We start from the raw sequence: 240 nt of genomic DNA, 5'->3' as shown, positions 1-240 counted from the left end.
GCAGGGAACCCCGATCGACAAGGAGATCTCGATGCTTCTCGAACGCATCTATGACGAGGATCTGGCCCAGGCCGGGTATTTCATCGGTTGTCAGGCCAAGGGGGAGGCCGTGGTGGTCGATGCCCGTCGCGACGTCCGCCAGTACCTGGACCTGGCGGCGCAGCACGGGATGACCATCACTGCCGTGACCGAGACCCATATCCACGCCGACTACCTGTCGGGCACCCGCGAGTTGGCCGG

Annotated in this window: 1 pseudogene; it reads left to right on the top strand. The window is 64.6% G+C overall.

Annotated features, from left to right (window positions below):
* Positions 1 to 31 precede the first annotated feature (31 nt).
* Positions 32 to 240: pseudogene (locus tag G6027_RS19125) on the top strand (MBL fold metallo-hydrolase); the annotation flags it as partial.

Origin of the sequence: Dietzia sp. SLG310A2-38A2, assembly GCF_014145095.1 — a bacterium.
Lineage (GTDB): Bacteria > Actinomycetota > Actinomycetes > Mycobacteriales > Mycobacteriaceae > Dietzia.
Note: the sequence above shows the minus strand (reverse complement) of the source record. Positions and strands in the feature narration are given on the sequence as shown.